The sequence below is a fragment of the Lysinibacillus sp. ZYM-1 genome, from assembly GCF_001308875.1.
GTDB lineage: Bacteria > Bacillota > Bacilli > Bacillales_A > Planococcaceae > Lysinibacillus.
Window position 1 is genome coordinate 95,617 of the sequence record NZ_KQ465117.1, and the last position, 20,851, is coordinate 116,467.

Annotated in this window: 19 protein-coding genes; 11 read left to right on the forward strand and 8 right to left on the reverse strand. The window is 38.5% G+C overall.

The genetic code is table 11. From position 1 onward, the window contains the following. The first annotated feature begins 148 nt into the window (after positions 1 to 148). The 8 genes from AO843_RS11640 to AO843_RS11675 all read left to right on the forward strand — a co-directional run bounded on the left by AO843_RS11640 (position 149) and on the right by AO843_RS11675 (position 5,219). Entirely contained in the window at positions 149 to 409 is a 261-nt protein-coding gene (locus tag AO843_RS11640; RefSeq protein ID WP_025114760.1) for a sporulation transcriptional regulator SpoIIID, read from the forward strand. Positions 410 to 618: 209 nt separating this feature from the next. After that, entirely contained in the window at positions 619 to 1,614 is a 996-nt protein-coding gene (locus AO843_RS11645; RefSeq protein WP_008180529.1) for a rod shape-determining protein, read from the forward strand. A 21-nt stretch (positions 1,615 to 1,635) separates the two neighbouring features. Further along, entirely contained in the window at positions 1,636 to 2,469 is an 834-nt protein-coding gene (locus AO843_RS11650) for a flagellar hook-basal body protein (protein ID WP_054611270.1), read from the forward strand. 26 nt (positions 2,470 to 2,495) lie between these two features. Beyond that, positions 2,496 to 3,335, forward strand: coding sequence for a flagellar hook-basal body protein (locus tag AO843_RS11655; protein WP_054611271.1), 840 nt, complete (start codon positions 2,496 to 2,498; stop codon positions 3,333 to 3,335). A 42-nt stretch (positions 3,336 to 3,377) separates the two neighbouring features. Further along, positions 3,378 to 3,662 carry a DNA-directed RNA polymerase subunit beta gene (locus AO843_RS11660; protein WP_054611272.1) on the forward strand — a complete coding sequence of 95 codons (285 nt, stop codon included), beginning with the start codon at positions 3,378 to 3,380 and terminating at the stop codon, positions 3,660 to 3,662. Positions 3,663 to 3,717: 55 nt separating this feature from the next. Beyond that, entirely contained in the window at positions 3,718 to 4,161 is a 444-nt protein-coding gene (gene fabZ, locus AO843_RS11665) for a 3-hydroxyacyl-ACP dehydratase FabZ (protein WP_016991806.1), read from the forward strand. A gap of 149 nt (positions 4,162 to 4,310) precedes the next feature. Further along, positions 4,311 to 4,694, forward strand: coding sequence for a hypothetical protein (locus tag AO843_RS11670; protein WP_054611273.1), 384 nt, complete (start codon positions 4,311 to 4,313; stop codon positions 4,692 to 4,694). Positions 4,695 to 4,802: 108 nt separating this feature from the next. Further along, complete coding sequence (locus AO843_RS11675) at positions 4,803 to 5,219, forward strand: hypothetical protein (protein WP_054611274.1); 417 nt, start codon at positions 4,803 to 4,805, stop codon at positions 5,217 to 5,219. A 184-nt stretch (positions 5,220 to 5,403) separates the two neighbouring features. Here AO843_RS11675 and AO843_RS11680 read toward each other — a convergent pair whose 3' ends face one another. After that, positions 5,404 to 5,829, reverse strand: coding sequence for a YwpF family protein (locus AO843_RS11680; RefSeq protein ID WP_054611275.1), 426 nt, complete (start codon positions 5,827 to 5,829; stop codon positions 5,404 to 5,406). A gap of 297 nt (positions 5,830 to 6,126) precedes the next feature. Here AO843_RS11680 and AO843_RS11685 point away from each other — a divergent pair, with 297 nt between their 5' ends. After that, a complete protein-coding gene (locus tag AO843_RS11685; RefSeq protein ID WP_054611276.1) occupies positions 6,127 to 6,525 on the forward strand; it encodes a single-stranded DNA-binding protein in 399 nt (132 codons plus the stop codon). 237 nt (positions 6,526 to 6,762) lie between these two features. On the opposite strand, the gene AO843_RS11690 is transcribed toward AO843_RS11685, so the two are convergent. Together AO843_RS11690 and AO843_RS11695 are read right to left on the reverse strand one after the other, a co-directional pair. Further along, positions 6,763 to 9,531, reverse strand: coding sequence for a DEAD/DEAH box helicase (locus AO843_RS11690; protein WP_082389446.1), 2,769 nt, complete (start codon positions 9,529 to 9,531; stop codon positions 6,763 to 6,765). Further along, the gene (locus AO843_RS11695) at positions 9,528 to 11,102 is read right to left on the reverse strand and encodes a hypothetical protein (RefSeq protein WP_054611277.1); all 1,575 of its coding nucleotides are present in this window, start codon (positions 11,100 to 11,102) and stop codon (positions 9,528 to 9,530) included. Before AO843_RS11695 ends, AO843_RS11690 begins: the two co-directional genes overlap by 4 nt. A 206-nt stretch (positions 11,103 to 11,308) precedes the next feature. Between AO843_RS11695 and AO843_RS11700 the strand changes: the two genes are divergently transcribed. Together AO843_RS11700 and AO843_RS11705 are read left to right on the forward strand one after the other, a co-directional pair. Continuing rightward, positions 11,309 to 11,782 (forward strand): hypothetical protein, encoded by a 474-nt coding sequence (locus tag AO843_RS11700; protein WP_054611278.1) that lies wholly within the window; start codon positions 11,309 to 11,311, stop codon positions 11,780 to 11,782. Positions 11,783 to 11,993: 211 nt separating this feature from the next. Next, positions 11,994 to 12,824: a flagellin N-terminal helical domain-containing protein gene (locus tag AO843_RS11705; protein WP_054611279.1), complete on the forward strand. Its 831-nt coding sequence runs from the start codon at positions 11,994 to 11,996 to the stop codon at positions 12,822 to 12,824. 39 nt (positions 12,825 to 12,863) lie between these two features. Here AO843_RS11705 and csaB read toward each other — a convergent pair whose 3' ends face one another. The 5 genes from csaB to AO843_RS11730 form a co-directional block, all read right to left on the reverse strand. Beyond that, entirely contained in the window at positions 12,864 to 13,943 is a 1,080-nt protein-coding gene (gene csaB, locus AO843_RS11710; RefSeq protein ID WP_054611280.1) for a polysaccharide pyruvyl transferase CsaB, read from the reverse strand. Beyond that, positions 13,943 to 15,856 carry a DUF5693 family protein gene (locus tag AO843_RS11715; RefSeq protein ID WP_054611281.1) on the reverse strand — a complete coding sequence of 638 codons (1,914 nt, stop codon included), beginning with the start codon at positions 15,854 to 15,856 and terminating at the stop codon, positions 13,943 to 13,945. Before AO843_RS11715 ends, csaB begins: the two co-directional genes overlap by 1 nt. Positions 15,857 to 15,876: 20 nt before the next feature. Then, positions 15,877 to 17,433: a putative polysaccharide biosynthesis protein gene (locus AO843_RS11720; protein WP_054611282.1), complete on the reverse strand. Its 1,557-nt coding sequence runs from the start codon at positions 17,431 to 17,433 to the stop codon at positions 15,877 to 15,879. Next, a complete protein-coding gene (locus tag AO843_RS11725) occupies positions 17,430 to 18,170 on the reverse strand; it encodes a WecB/TagA/CpsF family glycosyltransferase (RefSeq protein WP_231630127.1) in 741 nt (246 codons plus the stop codon). The genes AO843_RS11720 and AO843_RS11725 overlap by 4 nt, the downstream gene beginning before the upstream one ends. Before the next feature lie 340 nt (positions 18,171 to 18,510). Further along, positions 18,511 to 20,361 carry an S-layer homology domain-containing protein gene (locus tag AO843_RS11730; protein WP_054611284.1) on the reverse strand — a complete coding sequence of 617 codons (1,851 nt, stop codon included), beginning with the start codon at positions 20,359 to 20,361 and terminating at the stop codon, positions 18,511 to 18,513. Positions 20,362 to 20,851: the final 490 nt, after the last annotated feature.

The following is a 20,851-nucleotide window of genomic DNA, read 5'->3' on the forward strand; positions in this document are numbered from 1 at the left end:
AGCTAGTAACGCATAAAAATCAGCATTTTATTAGGAAAATGCAAAACGTGTTCTGAATAGCTTTGTCCTTACATAAGGTGAAGAAATGCGCAAATGTGCATCTGATTGCCAAAGCATTTTGTGAAATTGTGTGGAAAGGACGAAGAACGTGCATGAGCACATTCGGAAGCGCTGCATACGCCTCGGTGAATTACTGATTGAGACGCGTGAGACTGTGCGTGTCCTCGCGAAAATGACTGGTTATTCAAAAAGTACGGTGCACAAAGATTTAACAGAGCGATTACCAACAATTCATGAAGGATTAGCTGACCAAGTGAAGGAAATACTCGCCTACCATAAGGCCGTACGTCATATTCGCGGAGGAGAAGCAACGAAAAACAAGTGGAAAGAAAGAGCGAGTCAAGACTGATTCGTTCTTTTTTGTTGTGTGGATAAGCGTATAATACGATTTTCTAAGGCATAGTAATTCTATATTATAGCCGTTCAGAACGCGAAAAGAATACAGTCATATTCACTAAATTTAGGTGAAATTACCAATAGAATATGATAAAATATTCTAGATAAAGAGATAAAATGAACGTTATGTAGTTGGAACTGGCGGGAAGGAGAAATTATAGTATGTTTTCGAAAGATATTGGCATTGACTTAGGAACTGCGAACGTATTAATCCACGTTAAAGGGAAAGGGATCGTCCTAAATGAACCATCTGTAGTGGCGATTGATAAAAAGACAAACAAAGTATTAGCGGTAGGGGAAGAAGCTCGCCAAATGGTAGGAAGAACGCCAGGTAATATCACAGCAATTCGCCCACTTAGAGATGGAGTTATTGCAGATTTTGATGTGACAGAAGCGATGTTAAGACATTTCATCAATAAATTAAATGTCAAAGGATTTTTAGCAAAGCCACGTATTTTAATTTGCTGTCCAACGAACATTACAAGTGTTGAGCAAAAGGCTATCCGTGAAGCGGCAGAAAAATCGGGCGGTAAAAAAGTATATTTAGAAGAAGAACCGAAAGTGGCAGCAATTGGTGCAGGTATGGATATCTTCCAACCAAGTGGTAATATGGTAGTTGATATTGGTGGTGGAACAACAGATATTGCCGTTCTATCAATGGGTGACATTGTCACAAGTGAATCCATTAAAGTTGCAGGAGATGTGTTTGATAACGATATTTTGCAATATATTAAAAAAGAATATAAATTGCTAATTGGTGAACGTACAGCAGAAGCTATTAAAATGACAATCGGAACAGTTTTCAAAGGTAGTCGTAATGATACGATGGATATCCGAGGTCGTGACATGGTGACAGGTTTACCACGTACAATTTCAATTCATTCTGAAGAAATCGAACGAGCATTACACGAATCTGTAGCTATGATCGTTCAGTCTGCAAAAAATGTTTTAGAAAAAACACCACCTGAGCTGTCGGCTGATATCATTGATCGTGGTGTAATTATTACTGGTGGCGGTGCGCTTTTACATGGCATGGACCAGCTATTAATTGAAGAATTAAAGGTACCGGTCTTCATTGCTGAGAGACCAATGGATTGTGTAGCTATTGGTACAGGTATTATGCTTGAAAATATTGATCGTGTGCCAGCTTCCTTATAAAAATAAAATGAGGTGATTTCTTTGTTTAAAGGGTTTTATACAGTTGCAACCGGTATGATCACGCAACAAAGAAGAACAGAATTACTATCCAATAATTTAGCGAATGCGAATACACCAGGATTTAAGGCGGACCAATCTACTATTCGTTCGTTTCCAGATATGTTGATGTCTAGCATTGGGAAAACAAATGCTCCTGCCAATCAACAAGCTGGTGCTGAATATATGAGTCAAGTAGGTGCATTAAATACTGGGACATATTTACAAGAAACATTACCAAATTACATACAAGGCCAAATCTATAACACTGATTTTACAACAGATATGGCATTGATTGACGGAGACTTACCACAAAATGAAGATGGCGTTACTGGCTCCATTTTCTTCAGACTAGCACATCCTGATGGTGGAGAAGCTTATACACGTAATGGTAATTTTACTTTGGATGGCCAAGGTTATTTAGTAAATGGTCAAGGTCTGTATGTATTAAATGATACTGGACAACGAATCCAGTTACCTAATGATGATTTTCGCCTCGATGAAAGTGGCGCCATTTACATTAATAATCAGCAAGTAGCGCGTGTAGGCGTATCGTATGCTGCCAATCCGAACATGCTACAGAAACAGGATAACGGTCTTATCCGTACAGAAAATGGTGAAAACTTGCCATCAGCCTATGGAGCGAACGGTGTTTCCTTTACACTACGTCAAAACTTTTTAGAGGGTTCAAACGTAGATTCTGGTCGCACAATGACAGATTTAATGACAGCCTACCGAGCATTTGAAGCCAATCAAAAAGTATTACAAGCTTATGATCGCAGCATGGAAAAGGCTGTTAACGAAATCGGGAAAATTTAACGAGGCGAACAGGAGGCGTTTTATAAATGCTACGTACAATGATCACAGCAACCAACACAATGGGCCAATTACAAAATAAACTTGATACGATTAGTAATAACATTGCCAATAGTAATACAACGGGCTTTAAAGCGAAGGAAGCTTCTTTCAATGAATTACTTTATCAACAGTTTAATAATGATAAACAGGATCGTGCTGAGCGTCAAACACCTGTTGGTATTCGTTATGGATCAGGCGCAATGCTTGGACAAATTAAATCCAATCAAAAGCAAGGTTCATTACAGACCACTAATCGGGATTTGGACTTAGCTTTTACAAAAGCAAAACAATATTTCAATATTTTAATGCCAAATGGTGAAAATGGAACTGAAACAGTGTATACTCGACAAGGTGACTTTTATTTATCGCCGTTAAATAACGGAACAGTTATGCTAGTAACGGCAGAGGGATATCCTGTAGCAAATGCTGCTGGACAGGCTGTTACATTACCAGATAATGTGCAAAGATTTTCAGTACGAGATGGTGGTATACTAGAAGCATCTTATCCAAATGGCGATATCATTCGTACGGATTTAGCTGTTACAGAGTTCCAAAAGCCACAATTAATGGAACATGTTTCTGGTTCTTACGTTGGTTTACCAGATGACCTTGCTGAGCTTGGCTTTACACAAGCAGAAGTACTAACGCAGCTAGTCGGTGCTAATCGTCAGCAAATTGGCATGCAAAGTGGTACTTTAGAAATGTCGAATGTTAACCTATCGAAGGAAATGACAGAACTTATTCAAACACAACGTTCCTATCAATTCAATGCAAGAACGGTTACATTAGCAGATCAAATGCTGGGCCTCATTAATGGTATCCGATAGGAAGTCATCCTAAAACGCAAGGAATGAAGAGGAGTACAATTTATGACAAACGATTCACGTCGACGTTCTGTGCCGACACAAGAAACCGATACGCAACCAGAAGAGAAAGAACGCCGCTCAAATGGAGAGCAGCGCGATGTTCGATGGGTGCAAATCCGACTGATTCCGATTTGGTTACGCATTGTCATTGTTCTCGTCTTAGTTGTTGCTGCCGCAGCATTAGGCTCAATGTTTGGCTTCAGTGTTATTGGAGAAGGAAATGCTATGGATATTTTCAAAAGAGAAACATGGCAACATATATTCGATATAATGAATGGTAAAGAATAATATTATTCTTTACCTTACTTTGTGTATACATACTTTATTTTGAGGGGGAAATGACATGTTAACAGCAGAACAAATTCAAGCAATTTTACCACACCGTTATCCATTTTTATTTGTAGATCGCATCATTGAATTAGAAGAAGGAAAACGTGCAGTAGGCTTAAAGAATGTTTCTATAAATGAGGACTTTTTTAATGGACACTTCCCAGGATATCCAGTGATGCCAGGTGTATTAATTGTAGAGGCATTAGCGCAAGTAGGCGGAGTAGCTCTTTTAAATGCCGAAGAATTTAAGGGCCGTTTAGCATTTTTAACAGGTGTTGATAACTGTCGTTTTAAGCGTCAAGTAGTACCTGGCGACCAACTTAAATTAGAAGTAGAATTTGTAAAGCTTCGTGGTGCAATGGGGAAAGGTCATGGTGTAGCAACTGTAGATGGAGAACTTGTATGTGAAGCCGATATTTTATTTGCAATTGGACCAGAACAGCCAAAACAAGCTTAATTTGCATTTATAGACCAAAAGATATAAAATATATAAAGTCAAGTCAAAAATTGAGACTAGTAGGTTCTTAAATTGCGATGGCGAATAAGCGATTGTGAATTGAAATAGATGTGATTTTTAGGTTTTACAAACGTAGGAGGATTATTAAGATGTATAAGGAATTGTCTTCAGGTATTAAAATTAGCATTACTCGTTCGATTTCAACATCTTTTGAAACATACTTAGCAAGTATTAGTTGGGATGAAGAGCGCTTTTCCATGGAAGACTTCATTGCAAGCTGGCAGACTTATTTCCAGGAGAATGCAGCATGGATCGAAAAAATCCCAGCCGAAACATTGATGAGTGCAGAGTTTCATGAAGAGATGGCACAAAAAATTGATGAGGTCATTGCCAAAATTTTAAATGAAGAACCAACAGCGCAACAAATCGAAACAATCGAGGCATTGCAAAAAGAGCTAGGCACAAACTATAGCTATGACTGTAAAGCAGAAGCAGCATATATTGAACAGTTATTAAAAGAAAAACAAAAATAGTTTGAACAAAAATCGGATAGTTCCCTCCTTTCCCGGGCAATCTATGTAGGATCACAAATACACATGATGTATTTGATGACATAGTACCAAGAAAGGAGGTTTTTTACTATGTGGAAAATGTCATTTTTAACCATTATTCTGGCTACTGTATTCCTTGGAGGATGTAACTGGGGAGATCGTGCAGTTGAAGATCACCCTGTGAGAGACGCCGAGACAGACGTTCGTAATGGTGTTGATCGTGTCGAGGATGCATTAGATCCAAATGATCGTGATGATGCATACGATCGTAATAATGTAAATGGTGTTGATCGAGGTACTGTTAACGAAAATACAACATTGCCTGAAGCAACAACACCTGGATCAAATGCCGATATAAACGGCACAAACGGCTATGACAACGTACCAAATGCAAATGGCGTAAACGGTGTTGAACGTAATGACAACAACGTAAACAATAATAATGGTATTGTTGATGAAAAAGTCAATGACACTGAAAAGTATCGTGACGGTATGAACAACCGATAATATTAAAAAGAGTGTTTCCTAAATGGAAAACACTCTTTTTTTCATGAGTGGAAAAATAACTTCAGAAGCAGAGCAAACAAAAATGTAAATTATGTAATGTGAAAAATATTTGGATATAATAATTCATACTATTCACGATAAATGTTTATTGTTCAATAAAAAAACGATGCAGAAATTTGCATCGTCAGTCATTCTTCAATTTTGGTCGCTGCTTCATATCTTTTGTAAAGCGTTCCAGTAAATTTTCTAAAGAAACACCTTCAGCTAGTAGCTCAGAAAGCAATTGTTCAGCATATTTAGAGCGTTTTATTTTGAGTGTACCTTTTAAAAGTACTGAAACATGGTCACCGATTTCTTGAACAGTATGTACGATTACCTGGAAAGGAGCGGGTTCATTATCTGGAAATGAAATTACGGCACGTACATTAAAGACAGTAGCATTCGCTAAGAGCTCATCAAAGGTTGAGCGATACTGTTTTTCCAAAAACAATTCAAGTACCCAAGATTGATGGCTATTCTCCTGATTAATAATTATGCCATCGACTAAAGGGAATGGTTGCACGCCATCTTTTGTGACAAGGTCAAAGGAAAGCATTTTAAATGTTTTCATTATGTATATTCCTCCTAAGTCTGTCATTCTTTTAGTATAACACATGCGGCTACGGTTGTTGGTCGTGCGCACCTGCTAGTTAATTTCTAAAAATGCGAAATTGATGATTTCATGAAATAGCATTTGCCATTACTGCTTAAAGCATTCAGCTAAAAAAATAAGAAAAAATAGAAAAATAAAACAGCTAATTTACCTAGTTTATGTTTAAGAATCAATGGAAATTATCATTTTCCACTTTTGCTAATACGGTAATCGTTTTGTAAGATGAGAGCAATCCAAAGCAAAGGAGGTGAATGAATGAATCAAGTCGGACTGGTTGGAAGGTTTACGAAAGATCCAGTGTTACGCTACTTATCTGGAAATCGTGTGCAGACTCATTTTTCCCTCGCCATTAATCGCAATTTCAAAAATAATCGTGGAGAGGTAGACACGGACTTTATTTTCTGTACAGTTTGGGGAAGGCTTGCAGAACATATTGTCAAATACTGCGGTAAAGGCTCATTAATCGGTGCAAACGGCCGTATTCAAACAAGGTCATTTGTAAATGAAGAAAACACAAAGATTTTTATGACAGAGGTAGTGGTCGAAGATGTTCGATTTTATCAACTTAAACAAAGGGATAGTGACGAAGTTTCTATTGTAACGCCACCTCCATCAAATGAACAGGAAGACTTAAAAGACTTTGTATTACCATAGCTTGCTACATACGGCGCAAGAAAAGTTATTGTCTGATCCGCCATTCTCCTTATATTCCTTGCACCGTAGCAACAGAAAGGAGTGATGTGGACCAACTTTTAACAAAAAGTTGCTGAAGACCGCACAGCAATATAAGTTTTAATACAACTAAATATGAAAATGAAGTAAGTAGGGAAGAGAAGTAAACAAAGTTCCACTGAAAAAGCGCCAAGAAACTTTTGCCCTTGGCGCTTGTCATTAATATATGTCTAATGTAATGAGATCACGAAGTTCTTGATCCTCTAATTCAGTCAACCACTGACTTGATTGAATGAGTTCTTCTGATAGTGCTGATTTCTGCACGAGCATTTTATCTATCTTTTCTTCAATCGTGCCAAGTGTTACAAATTTATGGACTTGCACAAATTGTGTTTGGCCGATGCGATAAGCACGATCTGTTGCTTGATTTTCGACAGCAGGATTCCACCAGCGATCTGCATGTAAGACATGATTAGCAGCTGTTAAATTAAGCCCTGTACCCCCTGCTTTTAAGGAGAGAATAAATATAGGGAAATCTCCTGCCTGAAATGCCTCTACTAAGCGGTCTCGTTGCTGCTTAGGCATGGCACCAGTTAAAAACGGTGCTTCTACATTGTATAATTCACTTAAACAATGCTGTAGCAATTGTCCCATTCCAATATACTGTGTAAAGATCAGACATTGCTCGCCATTGTCCACAATATCTGCTGTCATTTGCACAATGCGCTCTAACTTTGCCGAACGAGCAAGCATTGTTTCGGCATCCTCGAAAGGTTCCTTTAAATATAAGGCAGGATGATTACATAGTTGCTTTAGCTTACTGAGCATTTTTAAGACGCGTCCCTTTTTTTGAAAGCCTGTTAACTGCTCTAGCTGATCAAGCGTCTCTAAAATGTAGCCTTCATAGAGAGAAGCTTGCTCGGCTGTTAATGGGCAATACTCGTTCGATTCTAGCTTATCCGGTAAGTTAAGCTGTAAATGTGGATCACGTTTTGTACGACGTAATAAGAATGGTTGGATTTTTGCTCGTAGCTTTTGTTTATGGGATTCAGATTCATCTCGTTCAATGGGCAAAATAAATTCTTCATTAAATCGACCAAAGCTTCCTAAATAGCCCTTATGAATAAAATCAAAAATAGCCCAAAGCTCAGATAGACGATTTTCTACAGGTGTCCCAGTCAGGGCAATGTGATGATCACCCAGTAATTTACGAATGGCTTTTGATTGTAAAGTTTGCATGTTTTTAATATTTTGTGCTTCATCTAGTACCACTGTAGCCCAGTCAATGTCCTGTAAAAATTCAGTATCCTGTGACACAGTACCATAGGTTGATAAAATCACATGTGGTTTGTCGATTTCTACAAGCTGTTTAAAATCATCATCCTTTGCACGGTTCGTCTGATAATGCGTATGGACAATCAGAGAAGGAGCGAATCGAGCAAGCTCTTTCTGCCAGTTACCAAGCACTGAGGTTGGACAAATAATAATGGATGGTTTAGTGTAATCAGCTACTGCTTCATATATATGAAGTAAATAGGATATCAGTTGAACGGTTTTTCCAAGACCCATATCATCGGCTAGGCACGCACCGAAACCTTGTTGACGCATAAAGACTAGCCATTCAAAGCCCTCAATTTGGTAAGGGCGTAATTCTGTTTGTAAAGTCTCTGGAATCGGTACTGCAGGTAAACCTTTTTTGTCTAAGAGCTGTTCCATATATGCCTTTAACGAGTGTTGTATCTCCAATGCAAAGAGAGGATCATCTCTAAGTGCATCGTCAGCATCCTCTTCTTCAAGAGGTGCAGATAAATCTTCAGGCAATTCCTTGAATAGTAGTTCTCGTACAGTCCAGCTTTCATCTTCTGCTTGCTGCATCAGAGCTCGCATTTCTTGCATCCAACTAGCGTCTACTCGGAACCATTCTGTACCTATACGAATAAACTCACGTTTTTCTTCCACCAACTTTTTAAATTGCTCAGGTGAAATCGTCTGTCCGTTCATTGAAAACTGCCACTTAAACGTTAAAATATCATCTAACCCAGCAACTTTTCTTGTGGCTACATTGCTAGTCGTGACACGTACACGGAATTTGGATTGTTTTAAATCCTTTAGCCATGCAGGAAGCACAACATCAAAACCAAGTGCCTGTAATCTGGCGAGGTCCTCACGTAAAAAAGATCGTACTTCTACGTCTTCGAGTGTCACACGAATAAAAGTTTCACTACTAATTGCATCGTTGGATAGAAGATCTACTATTTGTCGTTGTTGCTGCTCAATATCAGTTGCAAACATTCGCCATTTTGTGGGTAGTGCATCTTCTATCGGTAATGATTGCTTTCGAATAGCAGGTGTCCAGTAATTTTTAGTCGTAGCGGTGCTAAGGACTGTTTCTAATAGCCAAACATCGGAATCTTCTTCTGGCTCACTTAATCGTAATGACACCGTAATGGTACCAACTTGGCGAGTTTGATCCAATGGCCAGCCACCACGAAGGAAAAAGGGCAATAGCTTTGGCAAATCAGAAAATATAAGCCCAACTTGTGCAAGCTTTTGCTGCACCCCAGTTTCTAATAAAGCAGAATCTATATCATTAATAGGGAAGGCTAGCGAGGAAAAATCCTCTGCTAGGACAGCGTGTGACCAAAGAGACGGCTCCTGCCAATATTCCTGTAAAGCCAATACTTTTTCCAACCACTCCTTACTGTCTTCATTTGCACCAACCCAACTGATAAAGGGATGTTGATAAGTTGATGAAAAAATATCAAGAAGCTCAGCAGTAGAAACCTCAATTGTAAAATCAGCCCGATTTGTTAGTAAGCCATAGACATTTGCTTCATAAGTAAAGAACAATGAAGATATTAATGTATCTACGTCGATTGTTGTACCATTTGTAGTTTGGCCCTGCAATATAAAATATCCTTCCCGAGCTACATCAATACGAAGCTTTTGTGATTTAGAAAAAGGGGAAGGAGCATTTATTGTCATCATACTAAGTTTCCTTTCTCGATTTCTTCCTGTAACGCACGAAGTCGTTTGTATTCTGCACGAATTGTTTGCATATATGTTTCAAAATAAGCTGTTTTACCAGCGCGTTTTGCGGCACTACGCATACTTTTCCAAATGCGCACAGCCTGTTTATAATTCATGCGTGATTTTTGGGCAATTTCCGCCATTGCATAAACATGATATAAAGGTAAAACCGTAGCGGGTTCAACCTGTAACACATCCTTTAATCCACACATCTCTAAATAAGATAGTGAGGAAGGATTTAATTGATGAAGCGCAGCCCATTCTCGAAAACGCCCTTTTTTTATTAGAAACGATGAGAATGGTTGAAGGCCATAGACACCAAAGGCACTGTATAGGATGGCTTCCTCTCCCTCGGTAAGCTGTATTTCATCAAATAAAAGCTGAAATTGACGTACATACTGGGCTCGTTGTACAACTGGCACAACTTCCTGCAAAAATGCTTCTGTCATTGGCAAGATTGTTCGTAAAATAATAGCCAGCGCATGTGATTCACCAGCACGCTGAGCAAAAGTAGCCAGTTCAAATAAATCCTGCATTTGTTGCAAATTAATATGTGTCAAACTTTCAAGCAGCAAGTCCTCTTTTTGTAATAGCACATAAAATAATAACCTTAATGATTCTAAAGAGATTTCTGCCGAAGGATTTTCGAGATTATTTAAATAATCTAATTCCTGCTCACGCCGAGGCTTCTCGTAAAAAAGCACTGCCCAAAGCAGCATGTACAGGCGAAGGCGATTTGGAAATAGCCCATGTCGTTCTAATAAAAATTTCCTTACTTCCTCTTGGAGGGCATCATAAAATGGATCTGTCGCAAAAAGTCGAGATCGATTAGTTAGCTCAGTAAGAATACTCTCAAAAGATTGGCTGCTTTGATCAATAAAGTACTTCATATAAGGTGAATCTAACGAATGGCCAGGTGTTTCATTCAAATGTCGCCAGATAGAATTAAAAATGGCTAACTCCATAAATAGTTTATAAAGTGGTTGCCATTCACGCTCAAAAGGCATATGTCGACGAAGACGTTCCAATGCATCTGTCCTTATCGCAGAAAGGCCATAGCCTTCTAAAACGCGCCCTGCTGGCAATAATCTTTTCATTACTTCTTCAACCATCATTGACCAACTTTGTGGGCTACGCTCATCAGCTAATGATTTTAACTGGACAGATTTTTGAGCACGCCAAGCACTCGACCAATTTTGAACTGAATCAAAATACTGGTAGAGAGCAAGTAAAGCACCCACCTGATGACGGCACCATTTTTGTTGAGGACAGTTACAGTGTAGCTCTTCCTTGGAGAAATCAATTTCAACAGAAGCGGGTCTGACATCCTGAACAGTTGCATATAATATAGAACTTGCTCCATTAAAACGTTCAAAAATAATGGATTTATTTCTAACAGAAAAGACAGCACGACGTACTAGTTCCTCATCTTCCGTAGAGGAAGGATGTAAATCATGTTCAGCTTCTTTTAATTTAGTTAGCACGAATGTTTGATGCTCTTTAGCCAATTGCGATATTGACAATGCCATAACCTCACTCCTTTCTTCATGTATGGCTATGTTTAACATTGATTAAATGTAGTAAAGGAAAAAAGACTGTCCTTCCATTATACGATTAAAATGCGGCAATGATAAGCTGAATGATCAGAAAGAAAAAAATTGAAACAAAGATAGTTAACAAGACTTTTAATTTGTGTTAAAATCTGAATAATCAGATAACTAAGGAGGGATGAAGGATGATGCAAGTTCAATACATGAAGCCGTTTTATACAAAAATCACTGGGGACAAATTGCGTCTCGTATTTGCTTATCAATATTTCTCTATTTTAAAAGAGAATGAGATTTTCCATTTCATTCCCATAGAAGGTAAAGAGATGATTATCAACATGAAGACACAACAAATTGAAAATTTATCTGAGGTTTTTGTTTTCCAAAAGGGCAATCGTTTTATTCGATTACCACTTTATCAACTACTGCTTATTACGAACGTTCATGAACATCTATCACCAATTCTTGAAAGCGCTACACCGAAGCAACAAATTCCGCTTGTTTCTACAGTAACCATAGGCGAAATTGATCAGCTTATTGCAGAGATAGAGGACAGGAATTTTGATAATTTAATCGATCAGGCATTATTAGAAAACAATAAAACACTCTTTTTTGACCTACTACAGCAAAAGAACCATCAACTTGGAGGGTTTCAAAATTGAATAGATGGCATGCCTATTAAGCACCTACTTTTCCTAAAACGAGAAAGGGGTGCTTTTATTATAATTATAATAAGTAGGCCAAAAGTTTAAGATTAAGATTTGTTTGTCGGCAAATTGTTAATAAATCCTGAAATTTTGGAAACTATTTCCGAGAGAAACGTTGAAAAGATTGGGAAAGAACCGATATAAGTGGCAAGAAGGTGGTGAGTAAATGCTAGGTAAGTGGTCAGCAACGGGAATGTCGATCCTGAATAATATGAACCGACATTACGGGGCAATGAGTAAAGCAATGTTACGAATTTCTACAGGGTATCGAATCAATAGTGCAGCAGACGATCCAGCAGGTCTAGCCATTTCTGAAAAAATGCGTGCTCAAATTCGTGGGTTGAATATGGCGGCCAAGAATATACAAGACGGTATCTCTTTAGTGCAAACAGCAGAAGGGGCATTGAACGAGACACATGCGATGATTCAGCGTATGCGTGAACTAGCTGTGGAGGCAGCCAATGATACATTAACGGATGAGGATCGGAAACAACTTGATCTGGAATTCCAAGAATTAAAGAAGGAAATTCAACGTATTTCAACTGATACGGAATTTAATACAAAGACACTACTTAATGGTGATTATGAAACAAATGGGATTAAAATACAGGCAGGGGCCAATGCAGGGCAGAGCATTGAGCTGTTTATCAATGGCGTAGGTTCAGAAGCACTCGGTCTGAAGGATGTCTCAATTGCTACTCGTGAGGATGCGGATAAAGCTATATCTTCTATGGAGGACGCTCTGAAACGCGTATCCAATGAACGTTCTCGCCTTGGGGCCTATCAAAATCGTTTGGAACATGCCTACAATGCCAATGTGAACACCGCAGAAAATTTACAAGCAGCTGAGTCACGGATTCGCGATGCAGATATCGCAAAAGAGATGATGAATATGGTGAAAGCTCAAATTCTAATGCAGGCAAGTCAATATGTTTTGGCGATGCATATGCAGCAAGCACAGTCCATTTTAAAATTATTAGAAGCCGGAAAAAAATGATGAATTTCAATATTTATTGAAATTCATCATTTTTTATGTTTATTGTGAGAAAACCTCAATCGCTAATTTAGCGGTTGCTGTTGCTTCATGTTGTAAAGGTAGTACAGCCTGACGCATATTCTCTTGAACGGTCGTATAAGATTCAAGGATCGCGATAGCTCGTTCAAACAATGTAACACCGTTCCAATCATCTATCTCGACATGTCCAATAACCGGTTGATCAACAATTTCAGCAAAAGCATCGATTTTTGGATCATACGAAATCGCGATAAAAGGTGTAGCGTAAATTGCAGAAAAGATGAGGGAATGTAGTCGCATCCCAATTAATATTTGAGATTGTCCAATCACCGCAATTTTCTCCTCTATAGATAAATCGGAAGGAGCGATTAAACTTTTTTCCTTCATCAGTGATGCAACTTCCTGTGAAGTTTTTAAATCATGCTCACCATGCATTGGTAAGAAAACGATTTGCTCACCCTGACGTACTAATTGGTCTAGACTATGTGCAATTTTTTCTTTATACGCTACTGTAGATGGCCAATCACGAACACTGACAGAAATATAGCTTTCGGCAGTTAGGGATTCCTGATCTAACCAATTACAATGAAAGTCGCCACCGTTTAGGCCCATAACAGGATCTGGGACGATCTTAGCCTCTTTACGCACACCAATCTCTGTTAAAAGAGTTTGTGAGGCTTTATCTCTAACCGTAATTTGCTCGACCTTGTTAAAGGTTTTACGCACAATGAATTTACTAAGAGAGTGGTTGATCGGCCCCATGCCTTGGGCGTAAACAAATACTGGCTTCTTCAACCATTTTGCAATTTGAATAACGCCTGCATAGTAAGGAATGGTTTTCATGCCTGTTTGATCCTGCATCAAACTGCCGCCGCCACTAATGAGGCCATCAGCTGTTTTAAGCAATTGACGAATTTCTTTCATTTTCCAACGATTGACGGCTTTCACACCGTATGTTTGCTCAGTAGCAGTTGGGTTATTGGATAATACAGTGATCTCGATATCACTCTGCCATTTCTTTAAAGACTGAATAATGGATAGTAGAATGGCATCATCGCCGACATTATCGAATCCATAATAACCAGATAAAACAACGTGCATTACGACCACCTCGCGATTGCTTTAGAGACCCAACGATAACCTACTTTGAAGATTAGGATAAAGACAAGTCCTATAACAAAACCAAGAGTAACACTGTAAAGTGTACGTAATACAGAAACAGCTACTGGAATGTGTAAATGTGTAAAGGTATTAACGATTGATAAGAAGCCGATAACACCTGGTACAAGTAAGATACTACCCCATTTGCGATTAATGCCCATTACATATAACGCTAAAATAAAGAATGGGAAACCAATAATAAATTCTTTAAATCTTGGTCGAACATAAAATGTATCTTCTAGCCATTGTCTAAACACTAATTCAAAATCACTAACAGACCCAGAGTTTCCAGTCCTGCTAATATAGAATAATCCGACACCCGCCACAACTACTAGTAACAGCACATGCCAATATTTTAATTCTTTATTTAATAATGTGACAGTATTGGTTAACGATTTTTTAATGTTTTGATCAGCTAATCGGTTAATCTCTATTACCGTAAATAGTAAGACGCCCATGATTGGAATTAGATAAACAAGCTTAACCCCTTTAAATACAGCAAATCCTGTCAAAAAGGCATTCCCATTTAATAAGCCAATCACAATGACAATCCCGATAAGACTGATTGCTACTGCCTTCAAATATTGGACAAGTATTTTTGACATCTTCGTAGAACCTTGCGCAGTTTTAATAACGGCATAGGTTGGTGCAAGGACTGCAATAATTAATGCGAATACTTGTAAGAATAGGGTACTTTTCAATAGGAAGTACGCAATAGCAATCACCGTCATAAATCCAGTTGCTGCGATACGAAGCGGCATCCATTTTACTAATTCTGAGATGATAAAAGTAAATAAAATACCCGCCAATAATACAGCTGCTGTTACCCAAGCAGGTACTGCCACCTTATCAAAGAGCTTTGGCTCGCCTGGTTTGAAATGATCTGGCATTCTTTTATGAACACCGTTTAAGTAGTCAATTGTCTGCTCTACATTTTCCTTGGCATTGCCAGTTGTTTTAATATGATAGAAAATAGAGCGGATGTTACGCTCTTTCACGGCTCTTGTTGTACGGTCAATACTTTCATTTAACTTTAATTTTGTCTCTCGGTTGACATTAATACTATGCAAACGAATCATATTGTAATCTGTCATTTGAGCGATTTTACTTTCGCCTTTCAATGGGTTACTTTCAATTGTGTAGAAGTAATAACCCGCATCGCTTAATTTCTCCACTAATTGGTTGCCATCTTCTTGTCCAAAGCCAATTGCTTCGTCACCTTGGCCAAGTAAGCGACCAGCCGAACCGTCTTTTAATGCCAGTAATTGATTCACCAACTTTTCGTTAGCCACTTCATTATCTGCATTTTCCACTTTAAAGATGTAGCCTAGTCCATGCTTACTAATCATATCAAGTGCAGGTTGATCGTAGCCGATCGGTGTTTTTAAATCAAAGTTATGGTTAGAAGTAGGAAGGAAATAAAAAGCTTCTTCTCCTATTTGAACTTCCTCTGGCTCAACGCTATCCTTGATGAGTTTTTGATAGTTTGTATGATCAGGCACTCGGATATAATAACCACTCTTTGTAATATCAACAGCATCTTTATAAGGTGTGAACAATAATTGTGCTGCTAAGTCGTTTTCTTTATAAACAGTAATCAAATTTTGTTTTTCCATTTCCTTTAACGTTAAAGGCTCTAGACTAACAGTTGTGAGTCCGGCTTCCTTTAAGGAGGAAAGGATTTCATCCATTGTTAGATCACTGTTTTTATCTGCAGTTTGTATTTCATCATAGGGAATCACAACTTCATAAGCATCATTGGATTGCTCCGCGTTCCACCTCATCATTATACCTGTGGAGGAAACGACGAGTAGAAGAACAATGATTCCCCAAAGCCATTTCTGTTTCGACATAAGTGTCCTACCTTTCTTATTTATGAAAATCTTTTTCCGATAACAGGGATTTTCTTTAAATCTTGTTTATGAATAGCTTTCATTACCCATAGTAAAAGGAAGTAAATAGCTCCTCCAACGATGATAGCAATAGTCAGATAGCCCATTGCCCACATACGAGACCAATGTGTAAAATCAAGCCAAAGCGTTGGTAAACCAACAGCTGCTCCCATTACGATCGAAGACACAATCATTTTCACCGTATTTTTTCCAAGAACAGTAAAGCGAATCCTACGATATATAAAGACAGTATTCACAATAAATAACACAAAGTACACCAACAATGTTGCATAGGCAGCACCATCTAAACCGAATGCTTGAATGAAGAAGATGTTCGCAAACACCTTCAGAACAACACCACTCAAAATAATGAGGGCGCCTGTTTTGGCAGCATTCATCCCCTGTAAAACGCCTGTCCCAAGAAGCGTCAGTGAAGTAAAGACTGAGCTAAGGTTAATCATGGCTAACATTAAGCTCCCCTCTAAGTCTTTGAAAAGAGCTAGATTTAAAGGCAAGGTTAAGGCTAGCAGTCCAATAGCAGCTGGCCATGATATGAGATGAGTCATACGATGTGTTTGCTCAATAATACTGCGTGTTTCATCCATTTTACGTTCGGCAATCTTAGTAGTAATCAGTGGCACAAGTGGTAAAATAATCGAAGAAGCAAAAACAGTCGTAATTTGAACCAATGTCAGTCCTCGACCATAGATCCCGTAAAGGAAGCTAATTTCACTTGCATCAGCTCCTGCATTTCTCAACCCGTATGTGACTGTAAAGGAATCCACAAAGTTAAAAAGTGCCATTGTAATAGAACCAATCGCAATCGGAATGGAGATCTTTAATATCGTCTTACTATATGTTGAGAAATCCTTACTGGAGTATTTCTCCTTGCTTTTCACTTTTACCGAAGAACGGAAATATTTATAGAGTAAATAGCAAAGTGATCCGAGTGCTCCTAAAACAGAACCAGCCATAATTCCACCAGCTACAATATCATTCGAATAATCCATCGCAACAAGGAAATATGCAACAATTAAAATCAAAGCAACACGGACTAACTGCTCAATCACCTGAGAGATGGCAGTAGGTCGCATATCTCCAAAGCCTTGGAAAAATCCTCGATAGACAGCCATATAAGGAGCTACAAGTAACGTCATTGCCACAATAATTAACGCAATTTCTGTTGATGGTCCACCAAGTGCATTCGCTATCTGTGCTGAAAAGCCGTAAATGATTGTAAAACTAATGACGCCAAAGGATAGGGCAAGGATTCTTGCGGTCACATAAATTTTCTTAATTTTGGCAGTATCATGACTCGTGTTAGCTTCCGCAATCAGCTTAGAAATAGCGATAGGGATACCAGCAACAGATAAATACAACGCCACCATATAGACAGGGTAGACAAGACTAAAAATACCAAGTACTTCATCACCAGCAATATTTTGAAGCGGTATACGGAAAATACTACCGATTACTTTTGAAAGTAATGTCGCAACTGTTAAGACGAGTGTACTTTTGACAAATGTTGATTGACTCATGTTGTTTTGCCCTGTCCTTTAAGCTTTAATGCGAAAACCTTTAAAGCAAAGCGAGGAAGAACGAGCATTCTTATAAATCGACTTGGTTGGCGTAACAATCGATAGAGCCACTCAAGGTTTAACTTTTGCCAAATGACTGGCGCACGCTTCACAGTACCAGCGATGACATCGAAGGAACCACCTACACCGATAAATACACCTTTTGAAAACTTATCCAGGTTTTCAGTAATCCATTTTTCCTGTCTCGGTACGCCTAAAGCCACAAACACCAGATCAGGTTGTAATGCTGCAATATCATTGGCAATATGATTGTTATTCCAGTCGAAGAATCCATCATGATAGCCTACGACTTCAACATTTGGATAATTCTTATGAATATTGGCGATAGTCTTTTCGATTGTTTCTTTTTGTGCGCCCAATAAATAAATTTTAAAGCGTTTTTGCTGTCCAGCCTCCAAAAGTTTTACCATTGTATCATAGCCTGTCACACGTTCTGGAAGCGAATCCCCCAGTATTTGTGCAGCCTTCACAACACCGATGCCATCCGCACAAATGTAGGTTGCCTGTTCTAAATAATTCTTCACAGTAGGATTTTCATTCGCCTGCATAACAACTTCAGGATTGGCTGTGACAACGAAAGTCTTTTCTTGCTGTTCAATACGATTAACGAGTAGATCTACAAACCCTTGCTGACTTATATGTAAAAAGGGTACGCCCATAATCGTTACATGCCTCATATAGTGTTCAAACCTTTCTGTAATTCCTTTTTCACTGCAATCTATCATACCATAAAAGCAATATTGACAGGAAATTTTCGATAAGAGTTTACCTATTGGTATAGGGTAAATAAAAAGGATATCCATCGTCATAGGCAGGTAGATGCTATGACTTATATGGAAACAAATCAACAGCAGAATGAACTAAAAAATGTCCTGAATTTCATGAGGCAATAGAGGTGTTCATAACCGGAAATTCCGAGTTTCTTCTATTATATAGCGTTTTATGTAGGTGCGAAAAAATACAACAAAAAAGAGTGCGAAACAATGTCGCACTCTTTTTTGGATCTTCGCAGGGTAATCATTTTTTTACAATATAATCGCTATGCACCCAGCCAGTTTTTCCGTTATAGATAACCTGATACCAGGCACCATTTTTAATGAATTCACCTTTATCATCTACAGCACCGATAATAAAGCCATTTGGTTTAACGGTACCTAAAATAGCAGCAGTAGTAGATGGTTCACTTCGAACATTAAGCGTGATGTTCATATCGACAATCTGTAAACCATTTTCAAGCTGAACATAATCATCAAACACCCAGCCTTCCTGTCCATTGACACTGACTTTGAACCAGCCACCATTTTCGCCAAGTACTTTAAAGGATGTGTCCTTTGGTAAATTCGTAATAATGGATGCAGCATCAGCTGTATTTGGATACGTTCTCATATTGAGATTAGTTGTAGCCTTTCCAGTTGCCCCAGCCAAATATGGATCTAAAGCATATTGCTTCGTAGCGCTAGGTAAAGATGGAGCGGAAGGCTGACCTTGATAAGCAGGAACATCAAATACTAATTTCGTTGTTGTAACTGCCCCAATTAATTCGTAAATATCATAAATCTTCTTCGCCTGAATCACTGCCCACATGACATGTGTAGCATATTGATGGACGGTTGGGTTCTCAGGATTCCAGCGCATTTTATACAACGTGTCTTGGCCTTTACTAATATACTGATCCTTTACAAATTGTGCGCCGCCAATAATAGCATCCTGTACAGTAAACCAACCATTTGTATAAGCACGTTCAGCACCATATTTATTGGCATCAGCATCAATAGCACCAATACCATATGCATTATAAGTTTTCTGAATAGTCGTTAAACTATCTCGATTTTCAGGGGTCACCATCAATGGTTTTCCATTCGTATCTAAGCCAACCTCAATCCCTTTAATAAGTGCAGAGCTACCATTAGCTGTTTCATGTAAAGCATGTGATAACAAGTAAATAGCATTGACATTGTTATCGACACCCGCCTGAATAAAGGCATCAGCCATACTTGCCAAGCTTCCTTTATTAGCAAGCACTTTATCGTTCAGTTCCTTGGCATTCAAATTATTGACTACCGTAGATAATTTTAAAAATTGATAAAAAGATGGGCTATCTTGCATAAAGCTCTTAGGGTGTACATAGTATGACACTAGTGCGTCGCTAGCCGTAAAAATGCCAGCACCATCGACCTTTGGATTATTGGTAGCTTGTTTATTAACCACGGAAGCGTAATCTTGTGAGTAGTTCGTCGTTGAGTATTGCTTCCCACCAGTCTCGGGTGCTTCCAAGTGGATTAAACGATAGAGTACGGTCGCTGCTTCAGCACGTGTTGTTTGGGCGAGAGGTGCAAATTGATTATTTGGCTTCCCGACAAGTAGCCCTGTTGTGACAACAGCTTGTACATCAGCATAGGCCCATTTGGCAATACGAGCATTGTCACTAAAGTTAATAGGGGAGGAAGATGTGTTGATGTTTTGGTAATTGAGGGCTCTTTTTAACATAGCCGCCATTTCCTGACGATTAATATGAGCGTTCGGGTTGAATTTGCCCTGCTCGTCACCTTTAATCAATCCATGATAGCTTGCTTGCTCGATGACTCCGTAATACCAGTCGCCTTTCTTGACATCTGAGAAGGTTGCATGACTAGAAGCAACTGGCAAGTTAATTGTTCTGACTAGAAATGCTGCAAATTCAGCACGAGTAACAGCATCATTTGGACGATAGTTGCCGAATTCATCACCCTTCATTAAATCGTTCGTAATTAGATAGTTCATTTCATGGTAGGCCCAGTGCTTCGAAATATCTTCTGCTGAAGCGGTAGTAGGTGCAAGATATAGCATTCCTGCAAGCACTGCCCCGTAAAGAGGAAATTTGCGTTTCATTTTTTTAGCTCCCTTCAATAGCTGATGGTTATTCTATCAAACTACCAAAAGTGTAGCATAAAAAAAGGCAATCTATTATTACAACATGGGGACAGATAATTTTAGCTCTTACTTAATAATGAAGAAATCTATGAAAAAGGAAACATAGAGGCATAATTCGCTAAAAATCTCTAGCTATATTTCTGTTTCTTTACAATTATAACTAAAATATTACGGGAGTCTTTAATTTTTGACAATTTAGTAACCATTCCAGAAAATGCTTGGTTATTATTGAGAGTAAGGTATAATAGGAAACGGAACTATATGTTACCAACCCAATTGAGGGTGAATTTAGTTGGAAGAACATTGGTATGGTATAAATACCATGGTAAAAAAATCTTCTATATCTAAATTTATGCCCCGATGCTTGAATTTAGGTAAGGATAGTGTTATATTATTGTAGAAAGTGAATAAACTTACTAGAATGGTATTCTACTACGCTTTTTCTAGT